The organism is Campylobacter sp. CFSAN093241 (genome assembly GCF_012889595.1).
Lineage (GTDB): Bacteria > Campylobacterota > Campylobacteria > Campylobacterales > Campylobacteraceae > Campylobacter_D > Campylobacter_D jejuni.
In genome coordinates this window covers 841475-857566 of sequence record NZ_CP040612.1, presented here as the reverse complement: position 1 = coordinate 857566, position 16092 = coordinate 841475, and the positions used below count along the sequence as shown (strand labels likewise).

Sequence of the window (16092 nt, the reverse complement as noted above, 5' to 3'; positions counted from 1 at the left end):
ATATGTTTAATATAGTTTTAGTTCACCCTAGAATACCGCAAAATACAGGTAGTATAGGTAGAATGTGCTTTAATGCTGGTTTTAAACTTCATATTGTTAAACCAATTGTTTTTGATATTTCACAAAAGGCTGTTAGAAGGGCAGGACTTGATTACTGGGATAAATTAGAGCCTATTATTTGGGAGAATCTTGAAGAATTTTTGAATGAAAATATGATTTATAAAAATCGCTTTTTTTTCGCAACAACTAAGAGTCAAAAAGCTTATTTTGATGCAGAATTTCAAAAAAATGATTTCTTATTCTTTGGAAGTGAGAGTTATGGTTTGCCTATGGAATTAATGCAATTAAATTGGGAAAATGCTATAACTATACCTATGAAATCTTATGGAAGAAGTTTAAATTTAGCCACAAGCGTTGGTATAATCTCTTATGAAGCTTTAAGACAAAATTTTAGAAATTTTGCTTCTTAAAAGTTTCAAATTTACACAATAGCTTAAAACAAATAAAATCATAAAGTCCTTTTTATAAAAATTATGTTAAAGTAAAATTTAGATTATTTTTTGAGGAGTTTGGATGAATTTAGATATTATGCTAGATTTTGCCAATAAAGCGTCTGATATTATAGCTAATAAGATTGTCCCAAATACAGACATTATTATGGTAGTTTTACTTATTGTTTGTGGGCTTTATTATAGTTTTTTAACTCGCTTTGTTCAGTTTCGTATGTTGAGTTCTGTATTTAAAATTCTTACAGAAAAAAACGAAGGACACGCTAAAGAACATATTTCACCTTTTCAAGCATTAATGATCTCAACTGCTTCTAGAGTTGGTATAGGAAATATTGCTGGAATTTCTTTGGCATTGGCTACAGGTGGAGCTGGTGCTTTATTTTGGATGTGGGTTATGGCATTTTTTGGTGGTGCCTCAGCATTTGCTGAAAGTACCTTAGCTCAAGTTTACAAATCAAAAGATGATACAGGCGGGTTTAAAGGTGGTCCAGCTTATTATATAAAAAAAGCCTTAGGCTCACATTTTTTTGGAGCTTTTTTTGCTTTTATTCTTATTATTACTTATGCTTATGGATTTAATGGACTTCAAAGTCAAACAATGACTTCGTCTTTTAAAGTTTATTATGATATGTTTAATCCAAATGCTGCTGTAGATTTTGCATCAAGTTCTTGGCCAATGATTATTGGTATTGTTTTAACTATTTTTGGTGCATGGATGTTTTTTTCTCACCATACTAAAATAGGTAAAATTAGTTCTTTAATTGTTCCTTTTATGGCTTTAGCTTATGTTTTACTTGCCGTGATTGCTGTTTTAATGAATTTTGATAAAATTCCTTCTGTGATTCATATGATTTTACAAAGTGCTTTTGATTTTAAAGCGATTTTTGGTGGTTTTGCTGGTTCTGCTTTGGTTATAGGGATTAAAAGAGGACTTTTTTCAAATGAAGCGGGTATGGGCTCGGCACCTAATGCAGCTGCAGCAGCTTTGACAAGTCATCCAGCTAAACAAGGTGTTATACAAGCCTTTTCAGTTTTAATTGATGTTGTTGTTTGTACAAGTTCTGGATTTTTAGTTCTTTTTTCTATGGCATATTTAGGACTTGGAGAAAATAAAATTGATGGTGGAATGCCTTTAGTTCAAGAAGCTATGCGTGAGTATTACGGTAGCTTTGGAATCCATTTTATTACTATAGCTATTGTTCTTTTTGCAATAACTTCTTTAATAGGAAATTATTATTATGCTCAAGCTAATGTTAAATATTTAACAAATTCCAAATTTGTAATGAATTTGTTTAGAATTACAGCTGTGGCTATGATTTTTATAGGCTCGCAAATGAATTTAAAACTTGCTTGGAATTTGGCTGATTTGACTATGGCTTTCATGGCAACGACAAATATTATATCTTTATTGCTTTTAGGTGGTATAGTAAATAAAGTTTTAAAAGATTTTAATACGCAACAAAAATCTGGTATAGATCCTAAATTTAATGCTAGCAAACTTGGAATTAAAAACGCTGAATGTTGGGATTAAAATTCATAAGCCTTAGTGGCTTATGAATTAATGATTTAAAACCTTGTTTAAAAATTCTCTCAATCTTTCATTGCTAGGATTTTCAAATACTTCTTTAGGGCTTGCATCAACAGCAATTTTTCCTTTATCCATAAAAAATATACGATTGGCAACATTTCTAGCAAAGCCCATTTCATGAGTTACTACAAGCATAGTTAAACCTTCTTTTGCAACATCTTTCATAATGCTTAGAACCTCGCCTATCATTTCAGGATCTAGAGCTGAAGTAGGTTCATCAAATAAAATAACATCAGGATTCATCATCAAGCTTCTAGCAATAGCTATGCGTTGTTTTTGTCCACCAGAGAGCTTATGGGGCATTATATTTTCTTTGTCTGCTAAGCCCACCTTAGCAAGAAGTAATTTTGCTTTTTTTATGGCTTCTTCTTGACTTAAAATTCCTGTTTTAATGGGCGTTAAACATAAATTTTCCATAACATTTTTATTAGTAAAAAGATTAAAATGCTGAAATACCATGCTAACTTTTTGCCTGATCTTATTAATATCAATTTCTTTATCAAGTATGTTTTGCTTATTGATTAAAATTTCCCCACTATCAGCTAGTTCTAAGCGATTGATGCAGCGTAAAAATGTACTTTTTCCGCCTCCACTTGGACCTATGATAGCTATTACATCGCCTTTTGAGATTGTAGTGTTAATATTTTTTAAAACTTCTAATTCTCCATATTTTTTTTGTAAATTTTTAACTTCAATCATTTTTATTCATCCTAAGTTCAAGTTTTTTTGCAAAATAGCTAAAAATTTTTACACTTACATAATAAACAAGTCCAGTGAAAATAATAGGTTTTGGATTGTAAAGTACGGCTTGCAAGCTTTGACTTTGCATGGTAATATCAATAACACTAATAAATCCTACAACAGAAGTTTCCTTAAATAAAGAAATAAATTCATTAGCTAATGCAGGTAGAATGTTTTTAGTAGCCTGTGGAAGAATAATTTCTTTCATTGAAGTTTTGTAATCAAGTCCCATTGCTCTTGCAGCTTCCATTTGTCCCTTATCTACACTATTAATGCCACTTCTTACAATTTCTGCTATATAAGCCGAGCTATTAAGTCCTAGTGCAAGAATGGCTGCATAAAGGTTATCTATAAAAGTAAAAATTACAAAAGCAAAAATCATCAATTGTAAAATTACTGGTGTTCCTCGTATAATGTCTATATATTCATCTATAATAAAATTAAGCGTTTTAAATTTAGAGAAGTGTAAAATAGCTAAACTAAAACCAATAATCACTCCGATAATAACAGCGCAAGCAGTTAATAAAAGTGTAATAAGATAACTTTTTAAATAAGCTTTTGCATTTTCTGTATAGCCATAGCTTACAACTCCACTAGGATCTTGAATTTTTAATATTTCTATTGGGAAAGAAAAATAGCCCCATAAAATAATAATAACAAAAAAAACAAAAATTCTTATATTTTTCTGATTCAATTTGTAAACCTTTTCAGAGAAATTATTTAAAAAAAGATTTTATAAAAATATCTTTGAATTTTCTCTAAAGATTTAAAAAAATGTGTTAGAATTTCCCAAAAATAAGGTTGTATTTATGGAAATTTTAGATTTCATTCTAATAGTTATTTTTGTGTTTTTAATGATTGTTTTGGTTATAGGTTTCAATCATCAAATGATGCAAAAAAACAAAGAAAGAGAAGAAAGATTTAAAAAATATAAAAAAGGAGAACAAAATGAGTAAAAAAGTATTAATTCCATTGGCTCAAGGTTTTGAAGAAGCTGAATTTATAGGAATTGCGGATGTTTTAAAACGAGCAAAAGAATTAAATCCAGATTTGGAAGTTGTTATAGCTTCGTTAAACAGTGAGTTATTGGTAAAAGGTGCTAATAGCATTAGTATAAAAGCAGATTGTTCTATAGAGGATGTTGATATAGAAAATTTAGATGCTATTGCTTTGGCGGGTGGCTTTGAAGGTATGATGAATCTTAAGAATTCAAATGTTATTTTAAATATCATTAAACAACTTCATAGCAAAAATAAAATTGTTGCCGCAATCTGTGCTTCTCCTATAGTTTTAAATGAAGCAGGTGTTTTAGAGGGCGAGTTTGCTTGTTATCCTAGTTGTGAAGTTGGACTTAATGGAAATCGTGTTAACAAGGCTGTAGTTGTAAATAAAAATGTTATAACTTCAGCAGGTCCAGCTACGGCAATTCTTTTTGGTTTAGAACTAGCTAAAAAGTTATGCGGTGATGAAATTTATCAAAAATTATACGAGGGAATGTTGCTACCTTTGACAAAATAGTTTAAATGGTAGTTTTTCTACCATTTAAATTAAAATAAAGCTTGAGGATTTTCTTTTTTAGTTTTTTCCTTAGGCAGTTCAAAACCTCCAAGCATATGAAAATGCAAATGAAAAACTTCTTGTCCACTATTTTTTCCACAGTTTGTTATCAAGCGATATCCACTTTTATCTACACCTAAAAGAACAGCTAATTCTTGTATGAAACTTGTCATTTTGGCCATAAGTTCAGGATCAAATTCTTGAAAGTCTTTAAAATATTTTTTAGGGATTATAAGTATATGTATGGGTGCTTTGGGTGCAATATCATGAAATGCTAGAAAATCGTCACTTTCAAGCACTTTATTGCATGGAAGTTTACCTTCAACTATGAGTTCAAAAATTGTTTTTTCTTGCATTATTTATCCTTTTTTATTGTTGGTTTGATACAATTATATCTTTAAAGTTTGGTTTTTATGCTGAATTTAAAATAGTTTTTAATAGAATTAGAACTTGAAATATTTTATTTAAGGTAAGAAAATTGCAAAATTTTATAGAACAGATTCAAAAATGTGAGAATTTAAATGATTTGGAAGCCATTAGGATTTCCGTTCTTGGAAAAAAAGGTATTTTAACAGAAGGCTTTACAAAGCTTAAAGAGTTAGAAGATGAGGCGAAAAAAGAATTTGCTGCTAAATTAAATGCACAAAAAGAAATATTTAATGAGGCTTATTTAGCCAAATTTAAAGATTTGGAAAATCTTGCTTTAGAAGAAAGAATGAAACAAGATGCTTTAAATTTTAACTATTTTGATGAAAGTATTACAACAGGTGCCTTGCATCCTGTTATGAGCACCATGGATAAAATCATAGAATATTTTATAGCTTTGAATTTTAGCATAGAAAAAGGGCCTTTAATAGAAGATGACTTTCATAATTTTGAAGCGTTAAATTTACCTAAATCTCACCCCGCAAGAGATATGCAAGATACCTTTTATTTTGATGATAAAAGGCTTTTAAGAACACAAACTTCGCCAGTGCAAATACGGACAATGCTTGCACAAAAACCTCCTATTAGGATGATAGCCCCTGGTGCTGTATTTAGAAGAGATTTTGATATTACGCATACTCCTATGTTTCATCAAGTTGAAGGCCTTGTGGTGGAAGAAGGGCAAAAGGTTAGCTTTGCAAATTTAAAAAGTATATTGGAAGATTTTTTGCGTTATATGTTTGGGGATGTGAAAGTTCGTTTTCGTCCAAGTTTTTTTCCATTTACAGAACCTTCTGCTGAAGTTGATATTTCTTGTGTATTTTGCAAAGGAAAGGGTTGTAGAGTTTGCAAACATACAGGTTGGCTTGAAGTTTTAGGATGTGGAATAGTTGATCCTAATGTTTATAATTTTGTTGGCTATGAAAATGTAAGTGGTTATGCCTTTGGATTGGGAGTAGAACGTTTTGCAATGCTTTTGCATCAAATTCCAGATTTAAGATCTTTATTTGAAGGTGATTTGAGATTATTGGAGCAATTTAGATGATAATTACTAAAAGTTGGTTGAATGATTGGTTAGAACTTGAAGAAATAAGTTCGGATAAAATAGCTAAAACTTTAAACTCTATAGGTATAGAAGTTGATAGGGTTGGCGCTTTAAAGGCTCCAGATAAAGTTGTTGTAGGCTATGTTAAGGAAAAAATTAAACATGAAAATTCAGATAAATTAAGCATTTGTCAAGTTGATATCGGAAGTGAAACCTTGCAAATTGTCTGCGGTGCTGCAAATGTTGATGCAGGACAATTTGTAGCTGTTGCAACTAAAGGTGCTATCATGCCAAACGGTATGGAAATAAAAGAAGCAAAATTGCGAGGAGTGGATTCTTGTGGTATGCTTTGTTCTAGTTTAGAACTGGGTTTTGAAAAAATCAATGAAGGAATTATGCTTTTAGATGAGAGTATAGGGAAATTAGAACTTGGGAGACCTTTAAATACTTATGAAATTTTTAATGATGAGCTAATAGAAGTGGAACTTACTCCTAATAGGGGTGATTGTTTAAGTATTTATGGTATAGCTCGTGATTTAGCCGCAGCTTTAAATTTAAATTTAAAAGAACCAAAACCATTTAAAGAAAGTGAAAATGTTTTAGGTATCGGTAGAATTTTGCGCTTAGCAGCTGAGAAAGAACTTAATGGACTTTATAATTATCGAGCCATAGGGCTAAAAGAAGAAATTCAAACAAATTTATTGCTTAGTTTAAGACTTGCTCAAATTGAAGGTTTGGGAAAAAATTCCATAGAAAATTTATTAAATTATGCAACGCATTCAACTGGTGTTCTTTTTAATGCTTATGATTTAAGTAGTTTTTCTGAAAAAGATGAAGAATTTACCATTAATTTAAGCAAGCAAGTGCATGGAGAAACAAAAGTATCTTACAAAGATAAACTTTTAAGCTTTAGCGGAATTTTCCAAAATAATGAAAGTAGATGTAAAGATGATTCTAAAATAATTATTATTGAGGCTAATTATACCGATCCATTGGTAATTGCAGATGCTAAAATATATCATAAAGATCAAGATGAAAAAATGCTTTATAGAAGTTTTAGGGGAAGTGAACCTAAATTAAATTTAGGAATGGATTTTTTGCTTAGTATTTTTGAGCAGATTCCAAATCTTGTTATTTATAGTTCTTCTCAACAAATTTTAACCGACAAAGAATTACCAATCATACCAATAAGTATTGAAAGTATTGGCGATATAATAGGGCAAAATGTTGATAAAGATGAAGTATTAAAAATATTAAAGAAATTAGGTTTTGAGCTCATACTTTCAGGTGAAGGGCTTATAAATGTTAAAGCACCTTTACATCGTCCTGATATTAAAAATTTATCAGATATTTGCGAGGAAGTTGTAAGAATTATAGGTATTGATAATATTGCCTCCAAGGGTTTAGAATTTATAGAAAAAAATCGTTTAAATTCTGCATATAAAAAGTATATTGAATTTTTAAATTTAAGGAAAAGAGCAGTAGCTAGTGGTTATTTTGAAAGCTTACATTACGTTTTGGATAATGAAGAAGAACTTAAAAGATTGGGTTTTGACTCTGTTAAATTAAAACTAATCAATCCAATTACAGCAGAACTTAATACTTTAAGAACAACCCTTTTAAATCATTTGTTAAATGCAGCAAGTTTAAATGCAAAAAATTCTAAAAAAATTATTAAACTTTTTGAACTAGGGGCTGTTTTCAATGTTAATAATCAAGAATTAAACCATATCGCATTTATCCATTCTGGCTTAAAAGAAGAAGCTAAAATTTCCAACAAGGCAAAACCTGAATCGGTGCAATTTTATGATTTTCTTTTAGACATTAAAAATATTATAGGTGATTTTAAACTAAAATCATCAAAATATAATATTTTAAGCCCTTATGAACAAGCAGATATTTATCTATCGGATATTAAAGTAGGTTTTATAGGCCGTTTGCATTTAAAAATAGAAAATGAGAGAGATTTACCAAAAACATATATTTGCGAACTTGATTTAGATTTAATCAGGCAAGATTTTAAAATAGCTAAGCCTTACTCCAAATTCCCAGCTATCACTAGAGATCTTAGCGTGTTAATACCTAAAGGTTTTGAATACAATCAGATTAAAAATTGTATCGAAGAATTGAATTTAGAAATACTTGAAAATTTTCGTTTAGTTGATATTTATAGTGATGAAAACCTTAAAGAATTTTATAGCATTACTATAAGTTTTTCTTTTAGGGATATAAATAAAACTCTAGAAGATAATCAAGTGAATGAATGTATGGATAAAATTTTAAATACTCTTAAAAATTTGGGTCTTGATTTAAGATGAAAATTTACAAATTGCAAACCCCTGTAAATGCTATACTTGAAAATATAGCAGCAGATAAAAGCATATCTCATCGTTTTGCTATATTTTCGCTTTTAACACAAGAAGAAAATAAGGCTCAAAATTATCTCTTAGCTCAAGATACTTTAAACACTCTTGAAATTATAAAAAATCTTGGAGCTAAAATTGAACAAAAAGATTCTTGCGTCAAAATTATACCCCCTAAAGAAATTTTATCTCCAAATTGTATTTTAGACTGTGGAAATTCAGGAACTGCTATGCGTTTGATGATAGGATTTTTAGCAGGAATTTCTGGTTTTTTTGTTTTAAGTGGAGATAAGTATTTAAACAATCGTCCTATGAGAAGGATAAGCAAACCACTTACTCAAATAGGCGCTAGAATTTATGGAAGAAATGAGGCAAATTTAGCTCCACTTTGTATAGAAGGTCAAAAATTAAAAGCTTTTAATTTTAAAAGCGAAATTTCTTCGGCTCAAGTTAAAACAGCTATGATTTTATCTGCTTTTAGAGCTGATAATGTATGCACTTTTAGTGAAATTTCTCTTAGTCGAAATCATAGTGAAAACATGCTAAAGGCTATGAAAGCTCCAATAAGGGTTAGTAATGATGGCTTAAGTCTTGAAATAAATCCTTTAAAAAAACCTTTAAAAGCTCAAAATATAATCATTCCTAATGATCCTTCTTCGGCTTTTTATTTTGTTTTAGCAGCTATTATTTTACCTAAATCTCAAATTATTTTAAAAAATATTTTGCTTAATCCTACTCGTATAGAGGCGTATAAAATTTTGCAAAAAATGGGTGCCAAACTTGAAATGACAATAACTCAAAATGATTTTGAAACTATTGGTGAGATCAGGGTGGAATCTAGCAAGCTTAATGGCATAGAAGTTAAAGATAATATCGCTTGGTTAATAGATGAAGCGCCTGCTTTGGCTATAGCTTTTGCTTTGGCTAAGGGTAAATCTAGTTTAATAAATGCTAAAGAATTACGCGTTAAAGAAAGCGATAGGATTGCTGTGATGGTTGAAAATCTAAAGCTTTGTGGTGTTGAAGCTAGAGAACTTGATGATGGTTTTGAAATAGAAGGTGGATGCGAACTAAAATCTTCAAAAATTAAAAGCTATGGAGATCACCGTATTGCTATGAGTTTTGCTATTTTAGGTTTGCTTTGCGGAATCGAGATTGATGATAGTGATTGTATAAAAACTTCTTTTCCAAATTTTATAGAGATTTTATCAAATTTAGGAGCTAGGATTGATTATTGAATTAGCAAAAAACTATGGTTTTTGTTTTGGTGTTAAAAGAGCTATTAAAAAAGCAGAACAAATAAAAGATGCTGCAACTATAGGCCCTCTTATTCACAATAACGAAGAAATTTCTCGTTTGCAAAAAAATTTTAATGTCAAAACTTTGGAAAATATACAAGCTTTAAGTAATGAAAAAAAGGCTATTATAAGAACTCATGGTATTACAAAGCAAGATTTAGAAGAATTGAGAAAAAAAGATATAGAAATTTTTGATGCCACTTGTCCTTTTGTTACAAAACCACAACAAATTTGCGAGCAAATGAGTAAGGAGGGTTATGAAGTTGTTATTTTTGGAGATGAAAATCATCCCGAAGTTAAAGGAGTCAAAAGTTATGTAAGTACAAAAGCTTATGTAGTTTTGGATAAAAAAGAACTTCAAAATATAAAACTTCCTAATAAAATAGCTGTAGTAAGTCAAACAACTAAGAAGCCTGAGCATTTTATGGAGATAGTAAATTTTTTAATACTTAAAACCAAAGAAGTAAGAGTTTTTAACACTATATGTGATGCAACCTTTAAAAATCAAGATGCCATTAAAGAACTCTCGCTTAAAAGTGATGTTATGGTTGTTGTAGGGGGTAAAAACTCAGCCAATACAAAACAACTTTTTTTAATTGCAAAAACCAATTGTGAAGATAGCTATCTAATTGAAACCGAAGAAGAGTTAAAAAAAGAATGGTTTTTGGATAAAAAACATTGCGGCATTAGTGCAGGTGCTAGTACTCCTGATTGGATCATACAAAAAGTTATCGCCAAAATAAAAAATTTTAAAATTAATTAAAAAATGTTTTCAAATAGAATAAAAAAGTCAAAAATTTAAAAAAAATTAACAAAAATAAAAAAACTTAACACTAATTAAAGAAAAATAAGGTAAAATCAATCAATTTCTAAAAATTATTTTAAAGGACCATAATGAGCGAGGTGAACAAAAAAGTTCAAGGCGGCGTAGATGATTATCTTGAGGAAGAAGATTTTGGACAGCTTTTAGAAGCTTTTGATAAATCAAGAGAAGAGGCTACAACAGAGGGTGTGATTGTAGAGATCAAAAATGATGAAGTTTATGTAGATATAGGTAAAAAATCTGAAGGTATTTTAGCTCTTAGTGAAATACAAGATGACAATTCTAAGCTATTATTTAATGTAGGCGATGGTATTAAAGTTGCTGTTATGGGTTCTCGTGGTGGCAGATCTTTACTTTCTCATAAAAAAGCTTTGAGAAAAGAAAAAGTTATCGAATTTATTAAAAACTATCAAGAAAATCAAGATGATATTTTTACCGTAAAAGTAGTTGGAAAAAATAAAGGCGGATTGATAGTTGTTGATGAAAATGATGTTGAATTTTTCTTACCAAAATCTCAATATGGCTTCAAAGAAACAAATAATATTATAGGCAAAACGTTTAAAGTTAAAATTATTAAAATCGACAAAGATGAGCAAAGTATCATTGTTTCTCGTAAAAAAACTTTAGATGACGAGAGAAGAAAACGCAAAGAATTGATCAATAATGTAGCACAACAAGAAGATTTAATTGAAGGTATTGTGAAAAAAATTACTACTTATGGTATGTTTGTGGATGTAGGAGGTGTTGATGGTCTTGTTCATTACAGCGAAATTTCTTACAAAGGACCTGTAAATCCTGGAACACTTTATAAAGAGGGTGATAAGGTTCCAGTTAAAGTTATAAAGTATGATAAAGAACGCAAACATTTATCCTTGTCTATAAAAGCGGCTTTACCCGATCCATGGAGCGAGATAAAAGATACTCTTGATGTAGGTGATACCATTAAAGTAATAGTATCAAATATAGAGCCTTATGGTGCTTTTGTGGATTTAGGAAATGATATAGAAGGATTTTTACATATCAGTGAAATTTCTTGGGATAAAAATATTAAAAATCCAAAAGATTATATCAACAAAGGTCAAGAAATTGATGTTGAAGTAATTGAAATCAATCCAAATGAAAGACGCTTAAGAGTTTCTTTAAGAAATTTACTTTCTAGACCTTTTGATGAATTTATGAAATCTTACAAAATTGCAGATGTGGTTGAAGGGGAGATCACCTCGGTAACTTCTTTTGGTGCGTTTGTTAAACTTGGCGGTATTGAAGGTCTATTGCATAATGAAGATGCTTCTTGGGATAGAAACGATAAATGTAAAGACAAATTCTCTCAAGGGGATAAAATCAAGGTAAAAATTATCAAAATAGATGAAGAAAACCAAAAAATATCATTAAGCGCAAAAGAATTAAACAGTTCTCCAGTGCAAGAATATGCCAAAATTCATAAAGTCGGCGATATTGTAAAAGGCACTATCCGTGATATTAAAGATTTTGGTGTTTTTGTAGAGCTAAGTAAAAATGTTGATGCTTTAATTCATAAAGAAGATATAAGCACTTCTATGCTTGAAAATTTAAAAATTGGCGACGATATTGAAGCTGCTATAGTTTTTATTGATGAAAAGAAAAATAGAATTCGCCTAAGTGTTAAAAATCTTGTTAGAATAAAAGAAAGAGAAGTTCTTAATGAAATCAATAATGATGATAAAGTAACTTTAGGTGATATCATTAAAGATCAGCTAGCTTAATGAAAAAATACATTACAATAAGCATTTTGAGTATTTTATTACTCATTTTGCTTGCTGTTGTTTTTACATTGCTTTGGCAATTTAAAGCTAATGTAAATTTCATTCCACAATTTGCTAAAGATACAAATACGCAGCCAAGCATTCAAACCCAAAATCAAGATCTTTCATGGCAAGAAGAATTAGCAAAATGGCCTACAAGAGATTTTACCCCAGCAGCAGAAAAATTTACCTTATATTTTGATGCAGATACTAGCGAGCTTAAGGAGAAAAATAAATATTATCAGCTTATAGTTGGAAAATATGATATTTATTCTATGTTTTGCTTAAGGCAGACTTTAAATTCTTTTAATGTGAAGTATTTTCTTCTTAAATCTGGCGATAGTTCAGAAATCTTTTTGGATACAGGCAATGAAAAACTTATAGATGATATTATCAAAGAATTAAAAAAATATAAAATAAATACAGAAGTAAAGGAAATTTGGTTATGAAAAAAAAGATTATAGTGTGTGATGCTATTTTGGATAAAGGTGTCGATATTCTAAGAAAAGCTGAAGATATTGAGCTTATAGAAGCTGCAAAATTTCCAAAAGATGAACTTATGCAAATGCTAAGCGATATTGAAGTTGCAATTACTAGAAGTTCTACGGATGTAGATGTAAATTTTTTAAATCATGCCAAAAAATTAAAAGCGCTTGTGCGTGCTGGGGTGGGCGTAGATAATGTTGATATTCCAGAGTGTTCTAAACGAGGAGTGATTGTGATGAATGTCCCAACTGCAAATACTATTGCCGCAGTTGAACTAACAATGGCACATCTTTTAACATCAGCTAGAAGCTTTGTCAATGCTCATAATTTTTTAAAAATTGAAAGAAAATGGGAAAGAGAAAAATGGTATGGCATTGAATTGATGAATAAAACGCTAGGGGTTATAGGTTTTGGAAATATAGGTTCAAGAGTAGCTATCCGTGCTAAAGCATTTGGTATGAAAATTTTAGCCTATGATCCGTATATTTCTGCTTCTAAGATTACAGATTTAGATATGGAACAAGCAAAAAATTTGGATGAAATTTTAGAAAAAAGTGATTTTATTACCATTCACACACCAAAAACCAAAGAAACCAATGGTATGATAGGAAAGCAAGAAATTGCAAAAATGAAAGATGGAATAAGATTAATAAATTGTGCTCGCGGAGGATTATACACAGAAGAGGCTTTATATGAAGGTTTAAAAAGTGGTAAAATAGCATGGCTTGGTATAGATGTGTTCGATAAAGAACCCGCAACCAATCATCCTCTTTTAGACTTTGAAAATATTTCAGTTACTTCTCACCTAGGAGCAAATACTTTAGAAAGTCAAGACAATATCGCAAGAGAAGCTTGTGAGCAAGCATTAAGTGCAGCACGAGGCGTGGCTTATCCTAATGCCTTAAATTTACCAATTAAAACTGAAGACTTACCACCTTTTGTAGCTCCTTATATAGAACTTGTTTCTAAAATGGCTTTTTTAGCTGTTCAAATTGATAAAAATCCTATAAAAAGTATTAAATTAGAGGCTGAAGGAATTATTGGTGAGTATGCAAATTCTATGCTAACTTTTGCAGCTGTTGGTGCTTTGGGTGGAATTTTAGGAGAGAAAATTAATTATGTTAATGCAGAATTTGTTGCCAAAGAAAAAGGAGTTGAATTATCTTGCGAAACTCTTCCAAATAGTGGTTATAATAATAAACTTAGCGTTAAAATTATCACCGAAAATTCAAATATCAGTGTTTCAGGAACAGTGTTTAATGAAAATGAACAACGCATAGTTGGATTAAATGGCTTTAAAACTGATTTTAAGCCAAAGGGAAAAATGATTATTTTTAAAAACAAAGACATACCAGGAGTTATAGCTAAAATCAGTTCCGTTTTGGCAGCTAAAAATATCAACATAGCTGATTTTAGGCTTGGTAGAGATGGTTTTGGGTATGCTTTGGCTGTTGTTTTGATTGATGAAAAAGTTCAAAAAGAAGTATTAGATGAACTAAAACAATTAGAGGCGTGTGTATTTGTCCAATATGTTGAAATTTAAAATTTTAATTATAGAAGATGATATAGATTTAAACGAACTGCTTGTTTTAAAGTTAAAATCTAGTGGTTATGAAGTTATATCTTTAGCGGATTTTTTTGGAGTTGAAGATTTGCTCGATAATGAGCAAATTGATCTTTTAATAGTCGATAGAAATTTGCCCAGTGGAGATTCTTTAGAAAAAATTCAAGATTTAAGAGAGCAAGGATATAAAGAAGCAGTTATTTTTCTTACAGCCAAGGCTTTACATCAAGATTTGCTCGAAGGCTTTGAAAGTGGTTGTGATGATTATGTTTGTAAACCTTTTGATTTCAATGAGCTTTTGCTTCGCATTAAAGCAATTTTAAAACGCCATAAAAAAGAAGAAGAAAAACTATCTTTTGGTGATTTTATTTTAGATTTGGTTAGTTATGAATTCTTTTACAAAAATCAAAAATTAGAAATCTCAAATCTTGACTATGAGCTTTTAAAATGTTTTTTTGAAAATCCAAATACCTTGCTTACTAGACAATTTTTAAGCGAAAGTGTTTGGAAAGATGATACTACAAGTGATAAAACAATCAATATAGCTCTAACAAGACTTAGAAATAAATTTCCAAAACTAAAAGATCATATTATAAGTGTTAGGGGTATTGGCTATAAATTATGCTAAAAACTAAAAATATTTTTATAGTTTTTTTTGTTGTATTGGCTTTGATTTTTGGGTTTATTTTTTATACTTTTACTAATTCTTATCTTAATTTCTTGCTTATAAAACAATATGAACAAAAAATCAAAAGCCTTGATGATGTTTTAAAATTTTCTCTCTTAGAGCATTTAAATGATGCTAATATCAAGGATTTTGCTAAAGATACTAGGGCTGATTTTATTATCCTAAACAATGATATGAAAATAAGTTCTGTAAAAAATCCTGATTTTTTTTCTAATCTTAAAGAAGGAGAAATTTTAAATTTCAATTCAAAAAAAATTCTCACTAAAAGCTTTATTTACAAAGGATATAAATATATTATTATTGTTTATCCTCGTTTTTTAGATTTAGAACTTTTTTGGACAAAAATGGCAATCGGTTTTGGAGTATGCTTGCTGTTTGTTTTTATTTTAATGTTGTTGTTAGGTAGAAGAATAGAGAAAAATTTTAATAAAATTTTGGATTTTTTGGATTCTATAGGGGATCATAAAGTTGTTATATTAGAAAAAGGAATGTTTAAAGAATTTAATTTACTAAATGAGAAACTTTTAAAAACTAAGGATAAAATTCTAAAGAATACCCAAAAAAATAAAAAACAAAGCAATAAAATCACTTTAAAAAATACTCAGCTTGCTAGCGTGATTTCTGCTATTTCTCATGAGCTTAAAAATCCATTAAGCGTGATTGATCTTAGCTTAGAGATGCTAAAAGATGAGAAATTGGAAGATAAAAAATTAAAAAAGGAATTACTAGAAAAAATTTCACGTCAAAGCGTTAAACTTAATGCTTTAACCCATAAGCTTAATTTTGTTTTTAATCTTAATAGTGAAGCCTTGCAGATGCAAGAATTTGATCTTTTTTCTCTATGTGGAAAAATCACTAAAAACCCAGGCTTTGAAAGAGTTGCATTGCAAGGTAAAAGCACGAAAGTTAAGGCTGATGAATTTTTAATCGAGCAAGTGATTATAAATTTGCTTTCTAATGCTTTAAAATATAGTCAAAAAGAAGTCATTTTAACGGCAAGAGATCAAAAGATAATAGTGCAAGATTTTGGAAAAGGCATAGAAGAAGATAAAATAAAATTGATTACAAAAAAATTTTATAAAATTGATGTAAAAAGTGATAATTCTTTTGGTTTGGGACTTTTTTTAGTAAAGAAAATTTTAAATATACATAAAAGTTATCTTGAAATTTCTAGCACTTTAGGTTATGGTTCTAGTTTTAGCTTTAAACTCAGTCAAGGATAA

The 16092-nt window shown here is 29.6% G+C and carries 16 protein-coding genes; 13 read left to right on the top strand and 3 right to left on the bottom strand.

Annotated features, from left to right (window positions below; translation table 11 throughout):
- Positions 1–2 precede the first annotated feature (2 nt).
- Positions 3–470, top strand: coding sequence for a tRNA (cytidine(34)-2'-O)-methyltransferase (locus tag FBE96_RS04395; protein WP_002852450.1), 468 nt, complete (start codon positions 3–5; stop codon positions 468–470).
- Between the two features lie 103 nt (positions 471–573).
- On the top strand, positions 574–2040 hold the full coding sequence (locus FBE96_RS04390; protein ID WP_002852570.1) for a sodium:alanine symporter family protein: 1467 nt from the start codon (positions 574–576) through the stop codon (positions 2038–2040).
- Between the two features lie 27 nt (positions 2041–2067).
- Here the strand turns inward: FBE96_RS04390 and FBE96_RS04385 are convergent, their stop codons facing one another.
- Together FBE96_RS04385 and FBE96_RS04380 are read right to left on the bottom strand one after the other, a co-directional pair.
- Positions 2068–2796 (bottom strand): amino acid ABC transporter ATP-binding protein, encoded by a 729-nt coding sequence (locus FBE96_RS04385; RefSeq protein ID WP_002852440.1) that lies wholly within the window; start codon positions 2794–2796, stop codon positions 2068–2070.
- Positions 2789–3532, bottom strand: a complete 744-nt coding sequence (locus tag FBE96_RS04380; protein ID WP_002852595.1) for an amino acid ABC transporter permease — start codon at positions 3530–3532, stop codon at positions 2789–2791. Before FBE96_RS04380 ends, FBE96_RS04385 begins: the two co-directional genes overlap by 8 nt.
- Before the next feature lie 82 nt (positions 3533–3614).
- On the opposite strand from FBE96_RS04380, the gene FBE96_RS04375 reads away from it, so the two are divergent.
- Positions 3615–3794, top strand: a complete 180-nt coding sequence (locus FBE96_RS04375) for a hypothetical protein (protein WP_010891894.1) — start codon at positions 3615–3617, stop codon at positions 3792–3794.
- Positions 3787–4356: a DJ-1 family glyoxalase III gene (locus tag FBE96_RS04370; protein WP_002852508.1), complete on the top strand. Its 570-nt coding sequence runs from the start codon at positions 3787–3789 to the stop codon at positions 4354–4356. Before FBE96_RS04375 ends, FBE96_RS04370 begins: the two co-directional genes overlap by 8 nt.
- A gap of 29 nt (positions 4357–4385) precedes the next feature.
- Here the strand turns inward: FBE96_RS04370 and FBE96_RS04365 are convergent, their stop codons facing one another.
- On the bottom strand, positions 4386–4751 hold the full coding sequence (locus FBE96_RS04365) for a histidine triad nucleotide-binding protein (protein WP_002860535.1): 366 nt from the start codon (positions 4749–4751) through the stop codon (positions 4386–4388).
- A gap of 122 nt (positions 4752–4873) precedes the next feature.
- Between FBE96_RS04365 and pheS the strand changes: the two genes are divergently transcribed.
- From pheS to FBE96_RS04320, 9 genes are all read left to right on the top strand, one after another.
- Positions 4874–5866, top strand: a complete 993-nt coding sequence (gene pheS, locus FBE96_RS04360; RefSeq protein WP_032586107.1) for a phenylalanine--tRNA ligase subunit alpha — start codon at positions 4874–4876, stop codon at positions 5864–5866.
- Positions 5863–8184, top strand: coding sequence for a phenylalanine--tRNA ligase subunit beta (gene pheT / locus FBE96_RS04355; protein WP_032586105.1), 2322 nt, complete (start codon positions 5863–5865; stop codon positions 8182–8184). Before pheS ends, pheT begins: the two co-directional genes overlap by 4 nt.
- Positions 8181–9467 (top strand): 3-phosphoshikimate 1-carboxyvinyltransferase, encoded by a 1287-nt coding sequence (gene aroA, locus FBE96_RS04350; protein WP_002852577.1) that lies wholly within the window; start codon positions 8181–8183, stop codon positions 9465–9467. Before pheT ends, aroA begins: the two co-directional genes overlap by 4 nt.
- Positions 9457–10290, top strand: coding sequence for a 4-hydroxy-3-methylbut-2-enyl diphosphate reductase (locus tag FBE96_RS04345; RefSeq protein ID WP_002867459.1), 834 nt, complete (start codon positions 9457–9459; stop codon positions 10288–10290). Before aroA ends, FBE96_RS04345 begins: the two co-directional genes overlap by 11 nt.
- A 131-nt stretch (positions 10291–10421) precedes the next feature.
- Entirely contained in the window at positions 10422–12092 is a 1671-nt protein-coding gene (locus tag FBE96_RS04340; protein WP_002934819.1) for a 30S ribosomal protein S1, read from the top strand.
- Positions 12092–12580 carry a hypothetical protein gene (locus tag FBE96_RS04335; RefSeq protein WP_145599595.1) on the top strand — a complete coding sequence of 163 codons (489 nt, stop codon included), beginning with the start codon at positions 12092–12094 and terminating at the stop codon, positions 12578–12580. The genes FBE96_RS04340 and FBE96_RS04335 overlap by 1 nt, the downstream gene beginning before the upstream one ends.
- Positions 12577–14160: a phosphoglycerate dehydrogenase gene (gene serA / locus FBE96_RS04330; protein WP_002852643.1), complete on the top strand. Its 1584-nt coding sequence runs from the start codon at positions 12577–12579 to the stop codon at positions 14158–14160. The genes FBE96_RS04335 and serA overlap by 4 nt, the downstream gene beginning before the upstream one ends.
- Positions 14147–14809: a response regulator transcription factor gene (locus tag FBE96_RS04325; protein ID WP_002860529.1), complete on the top strand. Its 663-nt coding sequence runs from the start codon at positions 14147–14149 to the stop codon at positions 14807–14809. Before serA ends, FBE96_RS04325 begins: the two co-directional genes overlap by 14 nt.
- A complete protein-coding gene (locus FBE96_RS04320; RefSeq protein WP_032586103.1) occupies positions 14803–16092 on the top strand; it encodes a HAMP domain-containing sensor histidine kinase in 1290 nt (429 codons plus the stop codon). The genes FBE96_RS04325 and FBE96_RS04320 overlap by 7 nt, the downstream gene beginning before the upstream one ends.